Here is a 15,065-nt window from a genome sequence, read left to right on the forward strand (position 1 = left end):
GTAAATCGGCAAGGATGCCGATTTAGCCGCGCCGGGCCATGGATGGCCCGTCGCGGCGGCCCGCGGAGCCGTGCCGGAGTGCGGGCATGCCGAGCCTAAGCGAGGCACCGAGTGGTGGGGCAAAGCGTTTTTTGGTTACTTTTTTAGGCGTTTGTAAAAAAGTGACCCGCTGTAAGAGCGGAACCATAAGCCGCCGTTACCGCAGCAACGGATATGTACTCGATCAACCCAAAACCCAAGCCCAAATAAAAGGCCTCGAACTAGCGAGGCCTTTTATTTGGGCTTCAATCTCTTCAACTCTGTGGCCTCATCCCTTGAGACATCCCGAACATGAACAACAACAACTCATGATCAGGCTTGGCCGCGACACCGACCTTGGCGATCCGCGGCATCGGGCATTGCTGCCCGACACCCTGCACCGCACTGAGAACTTGTGTCCGGGGCTGCTCCCAGGCAGCCAGGGCCAGGGCAGCTATGCCCAACGCCCCCAACAGAAACAAACCTCGTGCAATTTCTAGCTTCATTACGTTAAACCCTTGATAGCGCTGCCAAACGCCGTCTCGTAAAAGTAGCTCAGTTTTTGCCAGTCCGTAGCATTCCACGACGAATGGCGGCGCAACTGCAACATGTCATGCCGAGCCGCCCGCAAAGCGGTCAAGCGCTGCCGGCACTTCTCGAAATCCAGCAACGCCACCTCAACCTTCGCCGCGTCACCCTCACCCGTCACTCGCACAAAGATATGCTTGATATACAGGCAACCATGCTGCCAACGCCCCTTGTGCATCCGCGCTAACGTACCCGCGAGTTCCTTGAGCAAACGCTCATGCACCAACTCGCCATACTGCTCACGACCACCGGCGGCGTACCAGTTTTCGATCTCGTCGAAACCGTCCAGCGACGCCGTGACCAACAACGCCTTCCATTGGTGCTCAGGATCGCGACGGGCCTCGCAGAACACCAACTCCGGCACGCGTACATCCAGCAAGCGCAGGCCCTTCAGGGCGTCACGCTCACGCAACACAGTGGGGCGCCCAAACGGATGGAGCCAACTACGGTAGATATGACCGGTCTGGCGCTTGCTGTAGAGCAAACGCCCATTGGTGCCCGTCACCCGTTGCACACCACTTTCACCGCCGCGACGACGATTGGGCTCTTCGACCCACTCGCCCTGCTGGCGCCAGAAATAATCAAATCGCTCTTCGGGAGCTACTTCACTACCTGGTAAACACTCGACAGCCATCCTGTTACCTCTTGCGCAATACATACACTCGCCACATGGCGTAGAGCGGTATGAAGTCCAGAGATTCCTGAACACGGAAACCGGCCTGCTCAAACTCTGCCTCAACAGTAGCAGCCGGTAACACAAACCGATTTTGGTAACCTTCCTGCTCACCCTTGTTGCGACGTCGCACTTCGGCACGCTTGCGTTTCCACGCCTTGAAGTTGCCGTCCACCCACAGCGAGATAATCACGCTGTCACGGGTAACACGCTGAAATTCGCGCAGTATTGCCAGCCTGTGCTCGGGGTCACCAATGTGGTGCATCAAGCGCATGCAGAAAATACTGTCGACCGCATTATCTGGCAAATCGATATCAAAGGCAGACGTTTGCAAGGGGCGTACCCGTTTCACCACATCCGCCGGCTGGGCGACGGTGGCAATCTTCAACATCGACGCGGAGTTGTCGGCGCCGATGATCACGCGGTTGGGCTTTTCTGCCAGCAACGGCCAGAAACGCCCGGCACCACATGGCAAATCCAGCACCAGGCCAGGCTCACCGGCCATGGCCAGCGCACCACGGGCCAATTGCTCGTCGCGTTTGTGGGACAACCGGCGAGCCAGATTGTCCTGGTGTTTGAGTAAATAATTCTGCGCGTGCTGATCGTCGTACTTTTCGGAAAATTCGAGCTTGATCGGGGTAGGCATCACCGGGTCTCCAGTTACTGATGCCTACAACCTTAAAAAGAATCCTGTGATCAACAGGTCAACACGTTGTGAAAAACTTGTCCTGTCGAATCGTATACATTACAAAACTTTGCAGACACAAGTCGTGGCATGATGCCATCTTCGGCGAAAATCAGGAAGTCTGCCGCAGCTTAGCGGCAGGGCAGGCATCAGGCTTTGACCTGACTCAATTCGACGTGAAAGCGGCAGCCGTTGGGCTCCATGGTGCTGAGGCTGACGCTCCAACCCTGGTTCTCGCAGATGCGCTGAACCAAGGACAAACCCAGGCCAAGGCCTTCACCGCGCTTTTCACTGCCACGCACAAACGGTTCGAACATCGCTTCGCGCTTGTCCTCGGGAATGCCCACGCCAGTGTCTTCCACCACAAAACCGCTCGGTTCCAGGGTAAGGCGGATCAAGCCATGCTCGGTGTAGTGCAGGGCATTACGCAACAGGTTGCCCATGACCGCGTGCAGGAAGGTCGCGTTGTAGCGGGTATCCAGTGGATTGCCCGGTTGATAGATCAGCTCAAGGCCTTTGCGCTCGATCGGCTCACGCCAGATCCCCAGCAAGTCCTCGGCCACCTGGGCCAGGTTGGCCTGGGGCGACATGCCGGCCTCCTCGCGCTGGGCACGGGCCAGCATCAGGAAGGTCTGCACCAGTTCGCGCATTTCTTCACAGGCCCGCGCAATGCGCTCGACCTGCTTGCGGCCGCGCTGGTCAATCGCGGGGTTCTCCAGCAACAGCTCGCAGGAACTGGCGAGCACCATCAGCGGGGTGCGCAATTCGTGGCTCACGTCACTGGTAAACAGTTGCTCCCGGGACAATGCCTGGCGCAAACGGCCCAGGGTGGCATCGAAGGCCACAGCCAATTCGCCGACTTCATCCGCGGCGTAATCCGGCGCCAGCGGTGGTGCCAGGCCAAGTAACTGGTCGCGGTGCCGCACCTGGCGGGCCAGGCGTACGACCGGCGCCATTACCTTGCGCGCCAGTACCCAACCGAGAAATACCGCCAGCGCCAGGCTGAGTACAAACCCCACCAGCACGACAGCAAACAGCACGCGCTCGCGTTCTTCAAAATCGCTCTGGTCTTGCAGCAGGACATAACGGCGGCCGTCGACCACCTCGACCATGGCATGGTAGGACAGTGCCTCCCGAAACACCTCGTGAAAACCAGGCTCCAGGTGGCGCAAGTCCTTGGGCAGTTCAAAATCGCCAGGGCCGCCGCTGAAGTAGAACAACTGGTCGGGCTCGGGGCGATGGCTCCAGTCCTCGACGCTGTCCATCAGCAGCAGCCGTTGCAAGTCACCGCCCAGGCCTGCCGATATGAGTTTTTCTTCCACCAGGTGCACCGTAGCGACGATACCCATGGCGAAGGCCCCCGCCACCAACGCGCTCATCAAGGCGAAGGCGATGATGATCCGTTGGGCAAGGCTTTGCTTAAACTCCATCACGACCCTCGGCCAGGCGATAACCCACACCGTGCACCGTTTGCAGCAACGGCTTGGCGAAGGGTTTATCAATCACCTGACGCAGTTGATGGACATGGCTGCGCAGGCTGTCGCTGTCCGGGCAGTCATCACCCCACAGGGCTTCTTCAAGAATCTCACGGCGCAATACATGCGGGCTTTTCTGCATCAGCACCGCCAGCAGCTTCAGGCCGACCGGGTTGAGCTTGAGCAGGCGCCCTTCGCGGGTGACTTCCAGTGTATCGAGGTCGTAGTTCAGGTCACCCACCTGCAAGGCACGGCGCCCGCCGCCCTGGGCACGACGCAGCACTGCTTCGATACGCGCGGCCAGCTCCGACAGCGCAAACGGCTTGAGCAGGTAGTCATCGGCGCCGGACTTGAAGCCCTGCAGCCGGTCATCCAGTTGGTCGCGCGCAGTGAGCATGATCACCGGCGTGTCGCGGCGCGCGTCTTCACGCAGGCGTTTGCACAGGGTGTAGCCATCAATGCCAGGCAGCATGATGTCGAGCACGATCAGGTCGTAATGTTCGGTGGCAGCCAGGTGCAGGCCCGACAAACCGTCCTGCGCACAGTCTACGGTGTAGCCCTTCAGCCCCAGGTAATCGGCCAGGTTGGCCAGAATATCGCGGTTGTCTTCAACCAATAAAATTCGCATGGGCAGTGTCTCCGTACGCGGTAACGGCCGTGTTGGCTCGCGCAGCTTAAGGCCAAGTATGGCTCACGGCTAGGCCTGAAGGCCGCGCCGATTACTGTTTTCAACCGATTGGGGAACTTAACGAGTTTTTCACTATAGGTTCACAACCTGACTACAGTGTCAGCGCGAAGATCGCGCCCATCGAAAATAAGGAACATTGACATGGGTTTTCCCAAAACAGCGCCAATGCGCTATTTGCTGTTGGTAACCGGTGCCTGGCTGGTGGTTTTTCTACTGACCCGCAGCGTGCTGCTAGTAACCCATCTGGATGAAGTGAGCGGTAACCTGCTGCCGGTATTCGGCGTGGGCCTGCTCTATGACCTCGGCTTCCTCGCCTATGCCGCCCTGCCCCTGGGCCTGTATTTGCTGCTGTGCCCGCCAGGCTTGTGGCGCCGTCGCGGCCATCGCTGGTTCCTGCAGGCGGTACTCACCGTCAGCCTGTTCGCCATGCTTTTCACCAGCGTGGCCGAATGGCTGTTCTGGGACGAGTTCGGCGTGCGCTTCAACTTCATTGCCGTGGATTACCTGGTCTACTCCAAGGAAGTGCTGAACAACCTGCTGGAGTCGTATCCGATCGGCAAGCTGCTGAGCCTGCTGGCCGTGATGGCGATCGTCTTGAGCGTGGTCTTGCGTAAACCGTTCAACGCGGCCATGGACGCGCCGTTGCCTGCGATGCGCAAGCGTCTGCTCAGTGCCCTTGGCCTGCTGCTGGTGGCCGGCCTGAGCCTGCAACTGATCAACCAGGACAGCCCGCGCAGCCAGGGCGGTAACGCCTACAACAACGAATTGGCCAGCAACGGCCCCTATCAGTTCTTCGCCGCTTTCCGTAACAACGAACTGGACTACACCCAGTTCTACAAGAGCCTGCCGGCGGATGTAGTCGCCAAGCAGTTGCGCGCCGAACTCAGCGAGCCCAACGCACGGTTTATCGGCACGGATCCGCTGGATATCCGTCGCGCCATTACCAACCCGGGCACGCTGCGCAAACCCAACATCGTGCTGGTGACCATCGAAAGCTTCAGTGCCAAGTACATGGGCAGCAACGGCGACCCGAATAACCTCACGCCCAACCTCGATGCGCTGCGCAAACAGAGCCTGTACTTCAATAACTTCTACGCCACCGGCACCCGCACCGACCGCGGCCTGGAAGCCATCACCCTGGCCATCCCGCCAACGCCCGGGCGCTCCATCGTCAAGCGTATCGGCCGGGAAAGCGGTTTCGGCAGCCTCGGCCAGCAGCTCAACGCCATCGGCTACGACAGCGTGTTTGTCTACGGCGGCCGGGGCTACTTCGACAACATGAACGCGTTTTTCAGCGGCAACGGTTACCGCGTGGTCGACCAGAGCAGCGTGCCCGAATCCGAAATCAGCTTTAAAAACGCCTGGGGCATGGCCGACGAAGACCTCTATAAACAGACGCTGAAACTGGCGGACGCCGACTACGCCAAGCAGCAACCATTCCTGCTGCAACTGATGACCACCTCCAACCACCGTCCGTATACCTACCCGGCTGGCCGCATCGATATCAAATCCGGTGACGGTCGCGACGGCGCGGTGAAGTACACCGACCATGCCATTGGCCAGTTCCTGGAGGCGGCGCGCCAGAAACCCTGGTTCGACAACACGATCTTTATTTTCGTCGCCGACCACACGGCGGGCAGCGCCGGCAAGGAAGACCTGCCGATGGTCAATTACCAGATCCCGCTGTTCATCTACGCACCCAAGCTGGTAGACGCCGGCGAGAACGCGAAGCTGGCCAGCCAGATCGACCTCGCCCCGACCCTGCTGGGCTTGCTGAACCTGAGCTACGAGTCGACGTTTTTTGGCCGCAACCTGCTGCAGGACAACCCGCTGCCGCCACGGGTAGTGGTCGGCAATTACCAGTACCTGGGGTTGTTCGACGGCAAGGACCTGGCGATTCTCAGCCCGCGCCAAGGCTTGCGTCGGCATGACCAAGCCCTGGGCGACAGCCACGAAATCCGCGTTGGCAGCGATGACCCGTTGATCCAACGGGCCATCACCTACTACCAGGGCGCCAGTTATGACTACAAGCAACAGTTGCTGAGCTGGAGGGTGCCCAAGGACGAGGTTCCCCAAGTGAGTACACGCTAACCAGAATGCCCCGGCCAGGTCTGACCGGGGCTTTTTTTAGAGTCTGAGTTCGCCATGCAAGCAATCGCTGTTCGTCCGCTATCCCAACCCCTCAACTTCTGGTTGTGCCTCGGTGTGCCTGCCGTTCTGGCGGTGGCCATGTTGCTGCTGGAGCTGACGTCGCTGGACATGGACATCGCCAGGCTGTTTTACGACGCGTCCGAAGGCGGCTTCGTGGGCCGGCACAGTTTTTTTCTGGAGGACATTCTTCACGATCGCGCCAAGCAGATGGTGATCGTGTTTTCGGTGCTGGCAATCGCCGGGCTTGCCGGGGCCTTTGTCTTTGAGCGGCTCAAACCCTATCGCCGGGAACTGGGCTGCCTGGTGCTGTCGCTGGCACTGGCCACCTCGTTCGTTTCACCGTTGAAGACGGTGACCGGGGTGCAATGCCCGTGGAGCGTCAAGGAGTTTGGCGGCCAGGAGACGTACAGCGAGCTGCTGAGCCCCAGGCCGCCGACCGACAAGCCTGGCCGTTGCTGGCCGGGCGGGCATGCGGCGACCGGGTTTGCGCTGTTTGCGTTGTTTTTTGCCCTGAGGGATCGCCGACCGCGGATGGCGCGCTCGGCGTTCCTGTTTGCGCTGGGCCTGGGCACGGTGCTTTCGGTGAGCCGCACGATGCAAGGGGCGCACTTTCTTTCCCACAACGTGTGGACGGCAATTTTCAGCTGGCTGATTTGTTTGGGCGCCTATTACTTCCTGCTGTACCGGCCGGTGAAAACACCGCAGCCCGCCTTCCGCAAGCAGCCCGTGACGCCGTGATGAACAGCCCTTGCCTAGCCGGGGGCAAGGGCGCAACACTCTGCGCACTTTTTGGCAACGATCCTGCTGAGCCATGTCCGATACCCTGTTGCTGATCGAAGACGACCTGCCCCTGGCGGCACTGACGGCCGAGTTCCTGCGCGCCGAAGGCTTTACCGTCGCAGTGGAACACCGTGGCGACCACGCCGCCCAGCGTATCCAGGATGAACAACCGGCACTGTTGATCCTCGATGTGATGCTGCCGGGCATCGACGGTTTTACCCTGTGCCGACAGATTCGCGACCACTACCCTGGGCTGATCCTGATGATGACGGCCCTGGACGAGAACGCCGAACAATTGGTGGGGTTTGCCGCCGGGGCCGACGACTACGTGGTCAAGCCAATCGACCCGCAACTGTTACTGGCAAGGATCCGCTCGCTGCTGCGCCGCCATCCCCAGGCCCCCCGCAGTTACTACCAGTGGGGCGCTTTTCGGCTGGACCTGAACAACCACTTCGCCTGGCTTGGCGAGGCGCCCTTGCAGTTTTCGGTGGCCGAATTCGAGTTGCTCGCCATCTTTGCCCGCCATTGCGGCGTATTGCTCACCCGGGAAAAACTGCTCCAGCGCCTGCGCGGCCTGGAGTACGACGGGCTGAACCGGTCGATTGATATGCGGGTGTCGCGCTTGCGCAAAAAGCTGATGAGCCTTGAGTGCCCCGTGACCATCCAGACCATCACGGCGCAGGGATACCTGTTCGTCGAAATCCCGACGGGGAGCCAGCATGCTGTCTAAAGTTCGCCCGTGGATGGCCATCGCGGCCGGCACCAGCTGGGCCGCCCTCACTTTTTACCTGTTGTGGTTGTGCACGAACGCTGCGGTGTTTATCGGCGACTACAGTTTCCTGCGCCTGATGGCCGGGCCGGGTTATCTCGTTGCCGAGCAACTCAAGGCCTTGCCCGCCGAACAACGGGAAGCGCGCATCGAGTCACTGCAAGCACGCTTTCAGTACCCGGTGAGCCTGGTGAAAAAGGATGATATCGAGCTGCCGCCTGAAGCTATTGTGATGCTCGACCACCATCAGCCGGCGCAGAACAGTGATGAGGACGTCACCTACTTCCCGCTGGACGATGACACGGTGATTCAATTCGGCCCCTTGTGGGGAACCGCCGAAGTGAAGGACCTGCTGCAATATCCGGTGTACTGGGTGACCGCCTGTGTCGCCGGCATGCCGGTACTGCTGTTTCTCTGGATTGCCCTGCGTGCCCGGCGCAAATACACCCATGACCTCGATGCCCTTAATGCCTGCATTGCTACCCTCGCCCGCTCGCCCAACACGCTGCTGCCCGCGATGAGCCAGGAGTGGGCGCCGCTGCTGCTGACCTTGCAACGGCATGCGCTGGATATCAGCTCGATGGGCGAACGCCACCGGGAGGTTTCCCAGGCGGTGTCCCACGAACTGCGCACCCCCCTGGCGCGGATGCGTTTTGCCCTGGCACTGCTGAGTAAAAGCGCCGACCCCGACACCCGCACCCGCCTGCAAGAGCGCCTGCACACCGATATCGAAGAGCTGGAGTCGCTGGTTCGCGCCAGCCTCGCCTTTGCCCGGCTGGCCGATGCACCCAGCGACCTGCAGCATGAGCCAATCAATCTCCATGCCTGGCTGCAGCAGGAGTTTGCCCTGCTGGACGGGCACCATCGCTTGCTGACCCTGGACACCGACCCGGCCGACCTGGAACTGATCGGCGACCGCGCCTTGCTGCATCTGATCGTGCGCAACCTGTTAAGCAACGCCATTAACTACGCCCGCGAACGGGTGAACGTCAGCGCTGCGTGCCAGGGCCAGCACCTGGTGCTGCATGTGGATGATGACGGCCCGGGCGTGCTGCCGGAAAACCGCGAAAAGATCTTCGAACCCTTCGTGCGCCTGGCCATGGGCGGCGACGAGCCCAGCGGGTTTGGCCTCGGCCTGGCACTGGCCAAGCGCGCCACCCATTGGCACGGGGGTGAGCTGTCGATCACCCGTAGCCCGTTGGGCGGCGCACGCCTGACCCTGACCCTGGCACTGCGCCCGGCCTAGGCTGTTACAGCCTGTGACAGTGGAACATCCGCGCTGCCGCTAACCTCGCGACCTTGCCCTTTGGATCAGGTTGGAGAGTCAGCTCATGCGTCACCCTAGACGGCATCTGCCCACGCTGCTGTTATCACTGTGCATGGCCGCCGGTTCATGGTCAGGCGGCGTTGCGGCCCAGAATGTCCAAGCGCCCTACTACCCCGGCACCATCCTGCCCAATCGCCAGCCCCAGGCGATCATGGATCAACAACTGGTCACGTTCTACAAGGACTGGAAGGCGGTTTACCTGTCGGGGGAATGCGGCAGCGGCCGGTATTTCATCAAGGTCAACGCCGACCACAAACCCGTGGGTGGTGGCGCCGCGCCCAACACCATCACCGTGTCCGAGGCCCATGGCTACGGCATGCTGCTCACTGTGATGATGGCCGACTACGATGACCAGGCCCAACGGACTTTCGACGGCATGGTGCGCTACTTCCAGGATCACCCGGCAGCGTCCGATCCCGGCCTGATGGCCTGGAACCAGACCGAGGGATGCGGCGACTCCACCGACCCTTTCCGTGGCGACGTCAGTGCCACCGATGGCGACCTGGACATCGCCTACGCCCTGCTGCTGGCCGATCAGAAATGGGGCAGCGAGGGCTCCATTGACTATCGCAGCGAGGCCAACACGGTGATGGCGGCGATCATGAAACACGAGGTGCACCCCAGGACTCAGCACCTGATGCTCGGCGACTGGGCCGGTACCGACGGTGACGCAGAGCTTGAGTACACCACCCGCAGCTCGGACTTCATGCAGTCGCACCTCTACAGCTTTTTCGCCATGACCGGGGACAAGCGCTGGCAGGCGGTGCGCGACAAGACCTATTCGATCATCAGTGACTTTACCCAACGGTACAGCGCCAACAGCGGGCTGGTGCCGGACTTCATCAGCCACCTGGACACCTCGATCACCCCGGCGCGGCCCGATCTGGTGGAAGGCCCATACGACGGCAGCTATTCGTGGAACGCGGCCCGCTACCCGTGGCGCATCGGCCTGGATTACCTGATGTACGGTGACCCGCGTGCGCTGTACACCCTGACCACCTTCAACCGCTGGGCACGCGCGGTTACCCACGATGAACCGGGCAACTTCAACAGTGGCTACCGAATCGACGGCACTGCCATCGAGGAAGCGCAGAATGAGCCGGCCTTTGTGGCGGCACTCGGGGTCAGCGCAATGATCAACCCCGACAATCAGCTGTGGCTCAATAACCTTTGGGACAACCTGCAACGCCGGTCCATCCGTGACCATGACTATTACGGCAATACCCTTAAACTGCTGGGCATGGTGGTCATGTCCGGCCATTGGGAGCGGCCCCAACCGGCGCCCCTCAAAAAAACCGCACACGTGCCTGTCCATCCGTCATCCGGCTCTGCGGCACCGGGACCCGTGGCATCTTTGCCGCCCGCCTCGCAGCTGATGCTGGCTCGCGGCTTCATGTTCAAGAAACTGCTGGGGCGTCGCGGCGTCAGCTGAGGCGTGCGCGTAAAGAGAGACGCGGAGCGTCCCTGGCGGCATTCCCACGCAGAGCGTGGGAACGATCAGCATAAAAAAACCCCGCCTGCATCGCTGCAGGCGGGGTTTTTCAGTATCGGGGTAAGGCTGGCTTACATCATGCCGCCCATGCCGCCCATACCGCCCATGTCTGGCATACCGCCGCCAGCTGGAGCATCTTCTTTGATCTCGGCGATCATTGCTTCAGTGGTGATCATCAAGCTGGCAATCGACGAAGCCGCTTGCAGAGCCGAACGAGTCACTTTAGCCGGGTCCAGGATGCCCATTTCGATCATGTCGCCGTATTCGCCGGTAGCAGCGTTGTAACCGAAGTTACCCGAACCCTGCTTGACCTTGTCGACCACTACGCTTGGCTCGTCGCCGGAGTTGGCAACGATCTGGCGCAGAGGTGCTTCAACAGCACGACGCAGCAGAGCGATACCGACGTCCTGGTCAGCGTTGTCGCCTTTGAGCTCGGAGATAGCCTGCAGAGCGCGAACCAGCGCCACGCCACCGCCAGGTACCACGCCTTCTTCAACGGCTGCACGGGTAGCGTGCAGGGCGTCTTCAACGCGGGCTTTCTTCTCTTTCATTTCAACTTCGGAACCCGCGCCAACCTTGATCACTGCAACGCCGCCGGACAGCTTGGCCAGACGCTCTTGCAGTTTTTCACGGTCGTAGTCGGAAGTGGTATCAGCCACTTGAGCGCGGATCTGGGTAACACGTGCCTGGATGTCAGCTTCAACACCGGCACCGTCGATCACGGTGGTGTTTTCCTTGGTCACGGTGACGCGCTTGGCATTACCCAGGTGTTCCAGGGTAGCGCTTTCCAGGCTCAGGCCGATCTCTTCGGAGATAACGGTACCGCCAGTCAGGACAGCGATGTCCTGCAGCATGGCCTTGCGACGATCGCCGAAACCAGGTGCCTTGACAGCAACCACTTTCACGATACCGCGCATGTTGTTCACAACCAGAGTCGCCAGGGCTTCGCCTTCAACGTCTTCGGAAACGATCAGCAGTGGGCGACCGGCCTTGGCAACAGCTTCCAGAACTGGCAGCAGTTCACGGATGTTGGAGATCTTTTTGTCAACCAGCAGGATCAGCGGGCCGTCGAGCTCGGCGGTCATGGTGTCTGGCTTGTTGACGAAGTACGGGGACAGGTAGCCACGGTCGAACTGCATGCCTTCAACAACCGACAGTTCGTTTTCCAGGCCCGAGCCTTCTTCAACGGTGATCACGCCTTCTTTACCGACTTTTTCCATGGCTTCGGCAATGATGTCGCCGATGGAGCTGTCGGAGTTGGCCGAGATGGTGCCGACCTGAGCGATTGCCTTGGTGTCAGCGCATGGCTTGGACAGGGACTTCAGCTCTTTGACAATGGCGATGGTCGCCTTGTCGATGCCGCGTTTCAGGTCCATCGGGTTCATGCCGGCAGCGACGGCTTTCAGGCCTTCGTTGACGATCGACTGAGCCAGAACGGTAGCGGTGGTGGTGCCGTCGCCTGCGTCATCGTTGGCACGGGAGGCAACGTCTTTGACCAGCTGCGCGCCCATGTTTTCGAAGCGATCTTTCAGCTCGATTTCTTTGGCGACGGAAACGCCGTCCTTGGTGATGGTCGGAGCGCCGAAGCTCTTCTCGATGATCACGTTACGGCCTTTAGGGCCCAGGGTCGCTTTTACTGCGTCAGCCAGGACGTTCACACCGGCGAGCATTTTCTTACGGGCGGAATCGCCGAATTTAACTTCTTTAGCAGCCATGATCGATATTCCTTAAATACTTTGTAGTAACGGGAAGATGAACGGGGAAATCAGCCTTCCAGAACAGCGAGAATCTCGTTCTCAGCCATTACCAGCAGGTCTTCGCCGTCGACTTTCACAGTGTTGCTGCCGGAGTAAGGGCCGAACACAACCTTGTCACCCACTTTCACAGCCAGCGCACGTACTTCTCCGTTTTCCAGGGTCTTGCCTGGGCCAGCAGCGACAATCACACCGTGGTTGGCTTTTTCAGCAGCCGAACCTGGCAGCACGATACCGCCAGCGGTTTTCTTTTCTTCTTCACTGCGACGGATGACGACGCGGTCATGCAGAGGACGAAGCTTGCTCATTGTCGATCTCTCCTAATTGTGTTTTTCATCGGCCGGTGTCAATTCCGGCTAGTTAAATTCCGGCGGTGCCGGTCGCGGTTCGCGGCGCGAAACGCGGAAGTCTGTCTGGTGTCGCCACCAGAAACCTTGCGGTGACCGTTACATAAGGGCGCATAAGCTTATTACAAGGGTACCGAGATGAAAATTTTTGTGTCGGGGGGCGTCTTCAAAAGCCGCACGGCACCCGCAGGTGCCGTGCCAGTGAGGGGATTACTTGGGGTCGCGGTGTTCGAACTCACCTTCGATCACGTCACCTTCACGCCCCAGGGGCTGGCGCGGGGCCGGGCCGCCACGGGGTTGCAGGTCGTCGGCAAAGGCGCGCTGGCGAATGGCAGCCTCTTCGGCACGCTGGCGCATCTTGCCCGCCAGCACTTTGCGGGTGAACGGCAGCAACATCACCAGGCCAACCACATCGCTGATAAAGCCTGGCAGGATCAGCAGGCCACCGGCCAATGCCATCATCAGGCCTTCGAGCATGGTCTGGGCCGGCAGCTCGCCGCGATTCAGGCTTTCACGGGCACGCAGCGCCGTGGCCAGGCCGGCGACGCGCAGCACCAGTACGCCGAGCATCGAGCCGAGAATGATCAGCAGCAGCGCCGGGAAAAACCCGATTGCCCCGCTGACTTGTACGAATACGAACAGCTCAAGCACCGGAAACAACAAAAAGAGCAACAAAAAAGGGCGCATCAAATGGTTCCTCAACGCAAGAATGCCTTGCTACTTCACCTTAGATGACGTCGCCGTTTCGTGAATTCAAGCTTCAGCGGCTGCTTTTTTCGGCCAGACCTCGGCGTGAGCCAGGAAAACCAAGGCTTCGCGTACTTGTGTCGGCGTGTTGCAAGGCTCGGCAAAGGGCAGCCAGTAGAGGGCCTGGCCAATGCGCAAGTGCATGCCTTCGCTGTCGATACCGGCCAGTTGCGCAGGCTCGGAGGTCGGCAGGCCGGCCAGTTCGACATAGTGGGCAATCGCCTTGGTGTGGTCGCTGTTCATGTGCTCGACCATGCTCAGTTCGGCCTTGCCGGCAAACGGATTGGCCAGGGTCAGTTGGTCGACCCAGTGGATCGCGCCGAACCCGCCGATATAGCGATGGCGCACCGGCTTGAGCACCCAGAAGTCAAAATCATGGGCCTTGTGGTAGTTCGCCGAGTCCGGGAAATAGCGGTAATAACGCTCGGCGGCGGCTTCAATCGCAGCGCCGTCTTCGAGCTTTTCGGCCTCGGCGAGGTAGGTCAGGCGCCCTACCGCTTGCACGTCGTCAGCCTCACGCTCACCGACCAGCAACGAGCACTTGGGGTCTTTCTGCAGGTTATGGGTGTGCTGGGCGATACGGCTGATCAGGATCAGCGGCCGGCCCTCGGCGTCCAGGCAATACGGCACCACCGAGCCAAAAGGGAAACCGGGCATGGCCTTGGACAAGGTGGCGAGTGCCCCACGGTATTCCTTGAGCAGTAGTTCTCGGGCATTCTTGGCAACGTGCGCGCTCAACTTATGACTCCTTCGATAAATTTCGTCAAAAAAAAACCTGGATAGCCGCTTAATTCTGCCCACAGGACTTGCGAATGCATCTCAACGACAAAGTAATCATTATCACCGGCGGTTGCCAGGGTTTGGGCCGCTCCATGGCCGAGTATTTTGCCGCCAAAGGTGCCAACCTGGCGCTGGTGGACCTCAATCAGGAAAAACTCGACCAGGCGGTGGCCGCCTGCCAGGCCCATGGGGTGAAGGCACGCGCCTATCTGTGCAACGTGGCGAATGAAGAGCAGGTGACCCACACCGTGGCACAGATCGCCGAAGACTTTGGTGCGATCAACGGCTTGATCAACAACGCCGGGATCTTGCGTGATGGCTTGCTGCTCAAGGTCAAGGACGGCGAGATGACCAAGATGAGCCTGGCCCAGTGGCAGGCGGTGATCGATGTCAACCTCACCGGGGTGTTCCTGTGCACCCGTGAGGTGGCGGCGAAAATGGTGGAGCTGAAGAACCAAGGCACCATTATCAATATCTCGTCGATCTCGCGGGCCGGCAATGTCGGGCAGACCAACTACTCCGCCGCCAAGGCCGGTGTAGCGGCCGCCACTGTGACCTGGGCCAAGGAGCTGGCGCGCTACGGCATCCGCGTGGCGGGCATCGCACCGGGGTTTATCGAGACCGAGATGACGCTGGGCATGAAGCCCGAGGCCTTGGAGAAGATGACCGCCGGCATTCCCCTCAAGCGCATGGGGCGGCCCGAGGAGATTGCCCATTCAGCGGCGTATATCTTCGAGAACGACTACTACACCGGGCGGATTCTGGAAATGGACGGCGGGTTACGCCTTTAA

At 60.2% G+C, this 15,065-nt stretch carries 15 protein-coding genes; 6 read left to right on the forward strand and 9 right to left on the reverse strand.

Going from position 1 to position 15,065, the window contains the following annotated elements:
• Nucleotides 1-293 precede the first annotated feature (293 nt).
• The 5 genes from HX817_RS27155 to colR form a co-directional block, all read right to left on the reverse strand.
• Nucleotides 294-524, reverse strand: a complete 231-nt coding sequence (locus HX817_RS27155; protein WP_008433604.1) for a hypothetical protein — start codon at nt 522-524, stop codon at nt 294-296.
• The gene (locus tag HX817_RS27160) at nt 524-1,240 is read right to left on the reverse strand and encodes a lipopolysaccharide kinase InaA family protein (protein WP_023659223.1); all 717 of its coding nucleotides are present in this window, start codon (nt 1,238-1,240) and stop codon (nt 524-526) included. Before HX817_RS27160 ends, HX817_RS27155 begins: the two co-directional genes overlap by 1 nt.
• A gap of 4 nt (nt 1,241-1,244) precedes the next feature.
• Nucleotides 1,245-1,925: a class I SAM-dependent methyltransferase gene (locus tag HX817_RS27165; protein ID WP_008433602.1), complete on the reverse strand. Its 681-nt coding sequence runs from the start codon at nt 1,923-1,925 to the stop codon at nt 1,245-1,247.
• Between the two features lie 188 nt (nt 1,926-2,113).
• Nucleotides 2,114-3,394, reverse strand: a complete 1,281-nt coding sequence (locus HX817_RS27170) for a HAMP domain-containing sensor histidine kinase (protein ID WP_102369809.1) — start codon at nt 3,392-3,394, stop codon at nt 2,114-2,116.
• Nucleotides 3,384-4,067, reverse strand: coding sequence for a two-component system response regulator ColR (gene colR, locus HX817_RS27175; protein ID WP_003208587.1), 684 nt, complete (start codon nt 4,065-4,067; stop codon nt 3,384-3,386). Before colR ends, HX817_RS27170 begins: the two co-directional genes overlap by 11 nt.
• A 201-nt stretch (nt 4,068-4,268) precedes the next feature.
• Between colR and HX817_RS27180 the strand changes: the two genes are divergently transcribed.
• The 5 genes from HX817_RS27180 (at nt 4,269) to HX817_RS27200 (ending at nt 10,586) form a co-directional block, all read left to right on the forward strand.
• Nucleotides 4,269-6,218: an LTA synthase family protein gene (locus HX817_RS27180; RefSeq protein WP_177041818.1), complete on the forward strand. Its 1,950-nt coding sequence runs from the start codon at nt 4,269-4,271 to the stop codon at nt 6,216-6,218.
• A gap of 54 nt (nt 6,219-6,272) precedes the next feature.
• Entirely contained in the window at nt 6,273-7,016 is a 744-nt protein-coding gene (locus tag HX817_RS27185) for a phosphatase PAP2 family protein (protein WP_087695318.1), read from the forward strand.
• A 73-nt stretch (nt 7,017-7,089) separates the two neighbouring features.
• Entirely contained in the window at nt 7,090-7,788 is a 699-nt protein-coding gene (locus HX817_RS27190; protein ID WP_102369812.1) for a response regulator transcription factor, read from the forward strand.
• The gene (locus tag HX817_RS27195) at nt 7,778-9,073 is read left to right on the forward strand and encodes a HAMP domain-containing sensor histidine kinase (RefSeq protein WP_177041820.1); all 1,296 of its coding nucleotides are present in this window, start codon (nt 7,778-7,780) and stop codon (nt 9,071-9,073) included. The genes HX817_RS27190 and HX817_RS27195 overlap by 11 nt, the downstream gene beginning before the upstream one ends.
• 85 nt (nt 9,074-9,158) lie before the next feature.
• A complete protein-coding gene (locus HX817_RS27200) occupies nt 9,159-10,586 on the forward strand; it encodes a glycosyl hydrolase family 8 (RefSeq protein ID WP_177041823.1) in 1,428 nt (475 codons plus the stop codon).
• Nucleotides 10,587-10,717: 131 nt separating this feature from the next.
• Here HX817_RS27200 and groL read toward each other — a convergent pair whose 3' ends face one another.
• The 4 genes from groL to HX817_RS27220 all read right to left on the reverse strand — a co-directional run bounded on the left by groL (nt 10,718) and on the right by HX817_RS27220 (nt 14,232).
• Entirely contained in the window at nt 10,718-12,361 is a 1,644-nt protein-coding gene (groL, locus tag HX817_RS27205) for a chaperonin GroEL (protein WP_003208597.1), read from the reverse strand.
• Nucleotides 12,362-12,411: 50 nt separating this feature from the next.
• The gene (gene groES / locus HX817_RS27210) at nt 12,412-12,708 is read right to left on the reverse strand and encodes a co-chaperone GroES (protein ID WP_017846112.1); all 297 of its coding nucleotides are present in this window, start codon (nt 12,706-12,708) and stop codon (nt 12,412-12,414) included.
• Between the two features lie 249 nt (nt 12,709-12,957).
• Complete coding sequence (locus HX817_RS27215) at nt 12,958-13,434, reverse strand: FxsA family protein (RefSeq protein WP_003208601.1); 477 nt, start codon at nt 13,432-13,434, stop codon at nt 12,958-12,960.
• A 66-nt stretch (nt 13,435-13,500) separates the two neighbouring features.
• The gene (locus tag HX817_RS27220) at nt 13,501-14,232 is read right to left on the reverse strand and encodes a HugZ family protein (RefSeq protein WP_003208603.1); all 732 of its coding nucleotides are present in this window, start codon (nt 14,230-14,232) and stop codon (nt 13,501-13,503) included.
• 74 nt (nt 14,233-14,306) lie between these two features.
• Between HX817_RS27220 and HX817_RS27225 the strand changes: the two genes are divergently transcribed.
• Nucleotides 14,307-15,065 (forward strand): SDR family oxidoreductase, encoded by a 759-nt coding sequence (locus tag HX817_RS27225; RefSeq protein WP_003208604.1) that lies wholly within the window; start codon nt 14,307-14,309, stop codon nt 15,063-15,065.

Source organism: Pseudomonas sp. C6002 (assembly GCF_013385805.1).
In the GTDB taxonomy this organism is placed as follows: domain Bacteria; phylum Pseudomonadota; class Gammaproteobacteria; order Pseudomonadales; family Pseudomonadaceae; genus Aquipseudomonas.

Excerpts from the sequence above, each read along its gene's own strand:
- HX817_RS27160 (WP_023659223.1), bottom strand. The coding sequence starts at position 1,240 with ATGGCTGTCGAGTGTTTACCAGGTAGTGAAGTAGCTCCCGAAGAGCGA.
- HX817_RS27170 (WP_102369809.1), bottom strand. The coding sequence starts at position 3,394 with ATGGAGTTTAAGCAAAGCCTTGCCCAACGGATCATCATCGCCTTCGCC.
- HX817_RS27190 (WP_102369812.1), top strand. The coding sequence starts at position 7,090 with ATGTCCGATACCCTGTTGCTGATCGAAGACGACCTGCCCCTGGCGGCA.
- HX817_RS27155 (WP_008433604.1), bottom strand. The coding sequence starts at position 524 with ATGAAGCTAGAAATTGCACGAGGTTTGTTTCTGTTGGGGGCGTTGGGC.
- groL (WP_003208597.1), bottom strand. The coding sequence starts at position 12,361 with ATGGCTGCTAAAGAAGTTAAATTCGGCGATTCCGCCCGTAAGAAAATG.
- colR (WP_003208587.1), bottom strand. The coding sequence starts at position 4,067 with ATGCGAATTTTATTGGTTGAAGACAACCGCGATATTCTGGCCAACCTG.
- groES (WP_017846112.1), bottom strand. The coding sequence starts at position 12,708 with ATGAGCAAGCTTCGTCCTCTGCATGACCGCGTCGTCATCCGTCGCAGT.
- HX817_RS27200 (WP_177041823.1), top strand. The coding sequence starts at position 9,159 with ATGCGTCACCCTAGACGGCATCTGCCCACGCTGCTGTTATCACTGTGC.
- HX817_RS27195 (WP_177041820.1), top strand. The coding sequence starts at position 7,778 with ATGCTGTCTAAAGTTCGCCCGTGGATGGCCATCGCGGCCGGCACCAGC.
- HX817_RS27185 (WP_087695318.1), top strand. The coding sequence starts at position 6,273 with ATGCAAGCAATCGCTGTTCGTCCGCTATCCCAACCCCTCAACTTCTGG.
- HX817_RS27165 (WP_008433602.1), bottom strand. The coding sequence starts at position 1,925 with ATGCCTACCCCGATCAAGCTCGAATTTTCCGAAAAGTACGACGATCAG.
- HX817_RS27225 (WP_003208604.1), top strand. The coding sequence starts at position 14,307 with ATGCATCTCAACGACAAAGTAATCATTATCACCGGCGGTTGCCAGGGT.
- HX817_RS27215 (WP_003208601.1), bottom strand. The coding sequence starts at position 13,434 with ATGCGCCCTTTTTTGTTGCTCTTTTTGTTGTTTCCGGTGCTTGAGCTG.
- HX817_RS27180 (WP_177041818.1), top strand. The coding sequence starts at position 4,269 with ATGGGTTTTCCCAAAACAGCGCCAATGCGCTATTTGCTGTTGGTAACC.